The organism is Anoxybacillus sp. FSL W8-0382 (assembly GCF_038003845.1).
GTDB lineage: Bacteria > Bacillota > Bacilli > Bacillales > Anoxybacillaceae > Anoxybacillus > Anoxybacillus flavithermus_G.
The window spans coordinates 1-7,500 of sequence record NZ_JBBOPX010000001.1 but is presented as its reverse complement, the minus strand read 5'-3'; the positions used below and the strand labels follow the sequence as shown (position 1 = coordinate 7,500).

The following is a 7,500-nucleotide window of genomic DNA, read 5'->3' as shown; positions in this document are numbered from 1 at the left end:
TGTTCATCAGCTAAAATAGCCTTTAAACGTGCAATAAGTCCTAATAACTCAGCATACTCTTGCTCGATTTTTTCACGCTCTAATCCAGTTAAACGTTGCAGGCGCATATCTAAAATAGCTTGCGCTTGCTTTTCGCTTAGCTGGAACTTTGTCATTAACCCTTCTTTTGCTACATCTACGGTCGCGGATTGACGAATGAGCTCAATCACTTCATCTAGGTGATCGAGGGCAATGCGTAGTCCTTCTAAAATATGGGCGCGTGCTTCTGCCTTGTTTAACTCAAATTGCGTACGACGACGAATAACAACCTTTTGATGTTCTAAATAATGCTGTAAACATTGTTTCAAATTCAATACTTTTGGTTGACCGTCAACAAGAGCAAGCATATTAATGCCAAAGCTCGTTTGTAAAGCCGTTTGTTTATATAAATTGTTAAGTACGACATGAGCACTCACATCTCTTCGTACTTCAATGACGATACGCATGCCGCTTCGATCCGACTCATCACGCAAATCTGTAATGCCATCAATTTTCTTTTCGCGTACAAGCTCAGCAATTTTTTCAATTAACTTCGCTTTATTGACTTGATAAGGTAACTCACGGACGATAATCACTTCTTTTCCGTTCTCTTTTTGCTCGATCTCTGCTTTGGCACGCAACGTAATCGAACCTCGTCCTGTTTCATACGCTTTTCGTATACCGCCTCTCCCAATAATTTGCGCACCTGTCGGAAAATCAGGTCCTGGCAAATATTCCATTAATTCAGCAATCGTCATATCTGGATCTTTCATTAGCTCTAATAAAGCATCAATGACTTCTCCAAGTTGATGCGGCGGAATATTTGTTGCCATTCCAACCGCAATCCCTGAAGATCCGTTCACAAGCAAATTCGGAAAACGAGCTGGCAAAACAATTGGCTCTCGTTCTGAACCGTCATAGTTGTCTTGGTAATCAATCGTGTCTTTGTTAATATCTCGCAACAGCTCCATCGAAATTTTCGACATTCTCGCTTCTGTATAGCGCATTGCTGCTGCAGCATCCCCGTCAATTGATCCGAAGTTTCCATGTCCATCTACAAGCATATATCGATAGTTGAAATCTTGTGCCATCCGCACCATCGTATCGTATACCGCTGCATCACCGTGTGGATGGTATTTCCCGATGACTTCACCGACAATACGTGCCGACTTTTTGTAAGGCTTGTCCGCCGTCATTCCTAAATCGTGCATTGCATATAAAATACGACGATGTACCGGCTTTAGACCATCACGCACATCAGGGAGCGCGCGAGATACAATGACGCTCATCGCATAGTCAAGAAACGATGCACGCATTTCTTGACTAATACTCACTTCTTTTACTCGTTCAGACATACAACAACGAACCTCCCTTACTTAGCAAAATAATAAAACAAGGGGAGGGTGAACAAACACTCTCCGACATGTTTAAATATCTAGATTTTTTACGTATTTTGCGTTTTCTTCAATAAATTGTCTACGCGGCTCGACTTTGTCCCCCATTAAAATTTCGAACGTTTCGTCCGCCTCCATCGCATCTTGCAAACTCACTTTCAACAACGTTCTCGTTTCTGGATTCATTGTTGTTTCCCAAAGTTGTTCAGGATTCATCTCCCCAAGACCTTTATAACGTTGAATGACCGGTTTTGGTTGTTCAGGTAACCGCGTTAATATTTCTTCAAGTTGTCGATCACTATATGCATATTCGATTCGTTTTCCTTGCTGAATTTTATATAAAGGTGGTTGAGCGATGTAAACGTAGCCTTGTTCAATGACCTCGCGCATGTAGCGATAAAAAAATGTCAATAACAATGTGCGAATGTGTGCACCATCGACATCGGCGTCCGTCATAATAATGATCTTATGGTAACGAGCTTTTGTAATATCAAAATCTTCCCCGATTCCCGTGCCAAGAGCTGTAATAATCGCACGTACTTCATTGTTGGATAAAATTTTATCTAAACGTGATTTTTCAACGTTAATAATTTTTCCGCGCAACGGTAAAATCGCTTGGAAATGACGATCGCGTCCTTGTTTTGCAGAACCACCTGCCGAGTCTCCCTCAACAACATACAGTTCACATATCGCTGGGTCTCTCGATGAACAATCTGCCAATTTCCCAGGCAAACTTGATACTTCAAGGGCGTTTTTTCTTCTCGTTAATTCTCGCGCTCGCTTCGCTGCTAAACGTGCTCGAGAAGCTAAAATTCCTTTTTCAACGATTTTTTTTGCAACGGATGGATTCTCGAGTAAAAACTTCTCAAATTGTTCAGCAAAAATGGACTCTGTCGCCGTACGAGCATCACTATTTCCGAGTTTCGTCTTCGTTTGCCCCTCGAACTGTGGCGCTGGGTGTTTCACCGAAATGATGGCCGTTAATCCTTCCCGTACGTCCTCACCTGTTAAATTAGCATCTTGTTCTTTAAACATATTGTTTTTACGGCCATAATCATTAATAATTCGCGTCAGAGCTGTTTTAAACCCTAACTCGTGCGTACCACCTTCATGTGTATGAATGTTATTCGCAAATGAGTATATATTACTTGTATAACCATCGTTGTATTGTAGGGCAATTTCGACTTGAATCCCGTCTTTCTCCCCTTCAATATAAATTGGTTCCTCGTGAAGCGTTTCTTTTGTCCGATTTAAATGTTTAACGTATGAAGAAATTCCGCCTTCATAGTAGTATTCGTTGCGTCGCTTTTCACCGCGTCGATCTTCTAGCGTAATACGAATGCCTTTGTTTAAAAAAGCAAGCTCCCGTAAACGGTGCGCGAGTGTATCGTAATCATACTCCGTCGTTTCTGTAAAAATTTCCGGATCTGGCTTAAAATGAATCGTTGTTCCTGTCCGATCTGTCTCACCTACAACTTGTAAATCAGAACAAGGCACACCGCGCTTATATTTTTGATAGTGAATGTTTCCATCGCGATGTACATATACTTCTAGTTCTTCTGACAACGCATTAACAACAGACGCACCGACCCCATGCAAACCGCCAGATACTTTATATCCACCGCCGCCGAATTTCCCTCCAGCGTGCAACACAGTCATAATTACTTCAACAGCTGGTCTCCCCATTTTTTCATGAATGCCAACTGGAATCCCCCGACCGTTATCGATAACTGTAATGCTATTGTCTTCTTCAACAATAACGTTGATTTCCGTACAAAATCCAGCTAGCGCTTCATCAATACTGTTGTCGACAATTTCCCAAACGAGATGGTGTAATCCTTTCGGTCCAGTTGATCCGATATACATCCCCGGTCTTTTTCGTACTGCTTCTAATCCTTCGAGCACTTGAATCTGACTTTCATCATAAACAATTTGTTCCCTTTGTTCCATCGTCACTATTGATCACCTACGCTTTCCTTTTCGGACAATACGTCCGAGTTTGATAAACAACTATCGTCTCATCATTTGTCCCGAGACAACTTCGTACACATCTGCATCACGAATAACGCGATGCTCAATCCCATCTATGCTCGTTGTTGTTACGAATGTTTGCACTTTGCCTTGTATAGCATTTAACAAATGCGTTTGGCGAAAATCATCCAGTTCTGATAGGACATCGTCAAGTAAAAGAATAGGGTACTCTCCAATTTCCGAAAAAATTAAATCAATTTCAGCTAGTTTCAATGAAAGGGCCGTCGTTCGTTGTTGTCCTTGTGAACCGAACGTTTGTACATCCTTTCCGTTAATTGTGAACGATAAATCATCTCGATGTGGCCCGATAAGTGTTGTGCCTCGTTCGATTTCTTTTGTTTTTATTTGTGCGAACTTGTCGTTATACACTTCTACTATTCTCGACCATTGTTGTTTGTCTAATACATGAACCGAAGGACAATAGTGAATAGCTAATTGTTCATTACCTCGACTAATTTCACCATGAATCGGTTTTGCCCACGTTTGTAATAATTCGATAAATTCGTATCTTTTAAGCGTGATCTTAGCTGCAAGTTCTACCAGTTGTTCTGTAAGCACATCAAGAAACGTTTCATCCATCTGTTTTTTCGACTGAAGTAGTTTCAAATATTGATTTCTTTGTTGCAACACTTTTTGATATTGACCAAGCTCATGCATGTAAACAGGAGATACTTGACCGATCTCCATGTCGATAAAACGTCTTCGAATTTGTGGGCTCCCTTTTACAAGGTTTAAGTCTTCTGGAGCAAACATGACGACGTTCATGTGCCCGACATATCTGCTTAACTTCGCCTGTTCAATATGATTGAGTTTTGCTTTCTTACCTTTTTTTGACACAGTTAGTTGCAGAAAAATGGACCCGTTTTTCTTTCCTACTTTACCTTCTATTTTAGCATAATCTTCGTCCCAACGAATTAAATCTTTATCGTTCGTCGTTCGATGTGATTTCGCCATAGATAAAACATAAATGGATTCCATGATGTTCGTCTTACCTTGGGCATTTTCGCCTAAAATGACGTTTACTTTATTTTGAAATTGCCAACAACCTTGTTCATAATTGCGGTAGTTTTTTAAAGTTAATTGTTCCAAAAACAAAGGTGCTCCCACCTTCACGAACAAATCGTAAATGTACCGATTGTTTTGATGTCGACAACGTCCCCTACCTTCAGCTTTCGCCCGCGACGTTGTTCCTGCTCATCATTAACAAATACATCGTTTGTTTGTAAAAACCATTTCGCCATCCCACCTGTTGAGATGACGTTCGCTAGTTTTAAAAATTGTCCGAGTGTAATGGTTTCTGTTGAAATTTTTATTTCTTTCATCCATCATCCGCTCACTTTCTATAAAAAGTGTCCATTCTTTCATTGTACTAAAAAAGAAAGGTGAAGAAAAGGAAAGCTGCTAGTTCATCTAGCAGCTTTTAATATGTGCGCACAGGTAAAATTAATTGGAGCATCGAATCGTCATGAAGCGGACGAATTAAAAATGGTCGCATTGCACCAGTAAAACTAATTTTAATTTCTGTCCCTTCTAACGCTTTTAGTGCATCCATCATATATTTTGCGCTGAAAGAAATTTTTAATTCTTCTCCCTCAACTTGTTCACACTGCACTTCTTCAACTACTTTTCCGATTTCAGGTGAGTTCGAAGAAATTTCAACGATTTTGTCGGCTAGTGTCGATAAACGAACAACGTTGTTTCTTCCTTCACGCGCTAATAAAGATGCACGGTCGATCGCTTGTAGAAACTCCTTCGTTTTTACAATCACATCTGTCTGACTGTCTGTTGGAATAAGTCGAGACGTATCCGGATAGTTCCCGTCTAATAATCGTGAGAAAAACAACAAATGTTTTGTTTTGAATAATATTTGATTTTCTGTCACGACAATGTGCACAAGTTCATTCGACTCTTCGAGGATTTTATTTAGTTCGTTCAAACTCTTTCCCGGAATGACGATATTGAAGTACGCTTCTGATTCCGTTTCTACTTTTGCTTTTCTCATAGCTAGCCGATGGCTATCTGTTGCAATACACGTCAGTTCATTATTTTCAATTCGCCAGTTTACACCTGTCAAGATCGGACGTGTTTCTGAAGTCGATACAGCGAATACAGTTTGACGAATTACATGTTTTAACAAATCAGCTGGAACTTTAAACATGTTTTCCTCTTGAATTTGTGGTAAGCGCGGATATTCCTCTGGATCCAATCCGTTTAAGTGAAATTCGGCTTTTCCGGAACGAATGGTTGTGACAAATTGATCTTTTACTTCGATTTGTACGGTTTCTTTCGGTAGTTTACGAACAATTTCGCTAAAAAATCGCGCTTGGAGAACTACGCCCCCTTGTTTAATGACGTCAACAATAATACGATCCTTTTCCTCCGCTGGAATAAACGATTCAATCGAAATATCTGAGTCACTCCCTGTCAATGTAACTCCTTGCTCAGAGGCGACAATTTTAATTCCAGTCAAAATAGGAATGGTCGTTCGGGATGATACAGCTTTCATAACATCTTGCACACTTCTCACTAAGTGCTCGCGATCGATAGTAACTTTCACAAAGAAAACCTCCCTAATTATTAATTATATTTTTTTAAAAAACTATTAATCATAGTAATAGGCGCTGTGATTATGTGGATAAGTGAGTAAAACAAAGGAAGCACAGACTATCCACATGTGGACAGACTGTGCACAAACACAAAGTAGTTATTCACATTATTTCAGTTTCTCCATAATTTCTTTCAGCTGTTTTTGCAATTGAACGTCAGTCTGAATGAGAGCTGAAATTTTTTCATGGGCATGGATAACAGTCGTATGGTCACGCCCTCCAAATTCTTCACCAATTTTTGGGAGCGAACAGTCCGTCAGTTCGCGTGAAAGATACATTGCAATTTGTCTTGGAAAAGCAACAGATTTTGTCCGCTTTTTCGCCTTGAAATCTTCGAGTTTTACATTAAAATGCTCCCCGACAACGCGTTGAATATCTTGGATCGTAATAACTTTTGGTTTGGAGCTCGGAATAATATCTTTTAATGCTTCAGCTGCCAAATCTGCGTTAATTTCTTTATTAATTAAAGAAGAGTAAGCAACGACGCGAATGAGTGCCCCCTCTAATTCACGAATGTTCGAATCAATTTGATTAGCAATGTACAACATCACTTCGTTCGGTATGTCGAATCCTTCCGCTTTCGCTTTTTTGCGCAAAATTGCAATTCTCGTTTCTAAATCGGGAGGAGTGATGTCTGTAATTAAGCCCCATTCAAAACGAGAACGAAGGCGATCTTCTAACGTCGGAATTTCTTTTGGTGGTCGGTCGCTTGAGATGACAATTTGCTTACTTTCTTCATGTAGCGTATTAAACGTATGGAAAAACTCTTCTTGCGTTTGTTCTTTTCCAGCTAGAAATTGAATATCATCTATTAGTAACACGTCCACATTGCGATATTTGTTACGAAAATCATCCGGACGGTTGTCACGAATGGCATTAATAAATTCGTTTGTAAACTTTTCAGAAGATAGATAAACGACTTTCGCTGATGGGTTGTGTTCAAGAACGTAATGACCGATTGCGTGCATGAGGTGCGTCTTGCCTAGGCCTACACCACCATAAATGAAAAGGGGGTTGTATGCTTTGGCCGGTGCTTCTGCCACAGCTAAAGAGGCAGCATGAGCAAAGCGATTTCCAGATCCAATGACGAATGTATCGAACGTATACTTCGGATTGAGCATGCTTTGTGGAAATTCTGTTTGTTCATCATCGTGTTTTCGCGGTTTACTTGTTGGTTTTACATCAAATTCTTCCGATGTTTGATCGTTAGGAATCGTGCATTTGATTTTTAATTCTTCCCCGGTAATATCATAGAGCGTTTGTTCAATAAGCCGGGTGTAGCGCGATTCGAGCCAGTCTTTTGTAAATTCGTTTGGAACGGTAATAATAAGGATATCGCCCTTTAACGAATGTGCAGTCGTTGATTTTAACCATGTTTCAAAACTCGGTTTGCTAATTTTTTTCTCAATTTCGGCCAATGCTTTATTCCATAAGTCCGAAATATTTTCCAC

6 protein-coding genes (1 of these 6 only partly in view) are annotated in these 7,500 nt (G+C 40.1%); all 6 read right to left on the bottom strand.

The window, feature by feature from the left end; all coding sequences use genetic code 11:
* Positions 1–1,373: the 5' portion of a DNA gyrase subunit A gene (gene gyrA / locus NSS60_RS00030; RefSeq protein ID WP_340720584.1), read on the bottom strand. 1,078 nt of this gene lie to the left of the window's left edge; the window shows 1,373 of its 2,451 coding nt (coding positions 1–1,373); the start codon lies at positions 1,371–1,373; its stop codon lies beyond the left edge, outside the window.
* Between the two features lie 72 nt (positions 1,374–1,445).
* The gene (gene gyrB / locus NSS60_RS00025) at positions 1,446–3,362 is read right to left on the bottom strand and encodes a DNA topoisomerase (ATP-hydrolyzing) subunit B (protein WP_077429185.1); all 1,917 of its coding nucleotides are present in this window, start codon (positions 3,360–3,362) and stop codon (positions 1,446–1,448) included.
* Positions 3,363–3,422: 60 nt separating this feature from the next.
* Positions 3,423–4,538, bottom strand: coding sequence for a DNA replication/repair protein RecF (recF, locus tag NSS60_RS00020; protein ID WP_004888459.1), 1,116 nt, complete (start codon positions 4,536–4,538; stop codon positions 3,423–3,425).
* A gap of 14 nt (positions 4,539–4,552) precedes the next feature.
* Complete coding sequence (gene yaaA / locus NSS60_RS00015; protein WP_064221297.1) at positions 4,553–4,765, bottom strand: S4 domain-containing protein YaaA; 213 nt, start codon at positions 4,763–4,765, stop codon at positions 4,553–4,555.
* Positions 4,766–4,863: 98 nt separating this feature from the next.
* Positions 4,864–6,000 (bottom strand): DNA polymerase III subunit beta, encoded by a 1,137-nt coding sequence (dnaN, locus tag NSS60_RS00010; protein WP_004888456.1) that lies wholly within the window; start codon positions 5,998–6,000, stop codon positions 4,864–4,866.
* Between the two features lie 156 nt (positions 6,001–6,156).
* Entirely contained in the window at positions 6,157–7,500 is a 1,344-nt protein-coding gene (dnaA, locus tag NSS60_RS00005) for a chromosomal replication initiator protein DnaA (protein WP_004888455.1), read from the bottom strand.

Excerpts from the sequence above, each read along its gene's own strand:
- gyrB (WP_077429185.1), bottom strand. The coding sequence starts at position 3,362 with ATGGAACAAAGGGAACAAATTGTTTATGATGAAAGTCAGATTCAAGTG.
- yaaA (WP_064221297.1), bottom strand. The coding sequence starts at position 4,765 with ATGAAAGAAATAAAAATTTCAACAGAAACCATTACACTCGGACAATTT.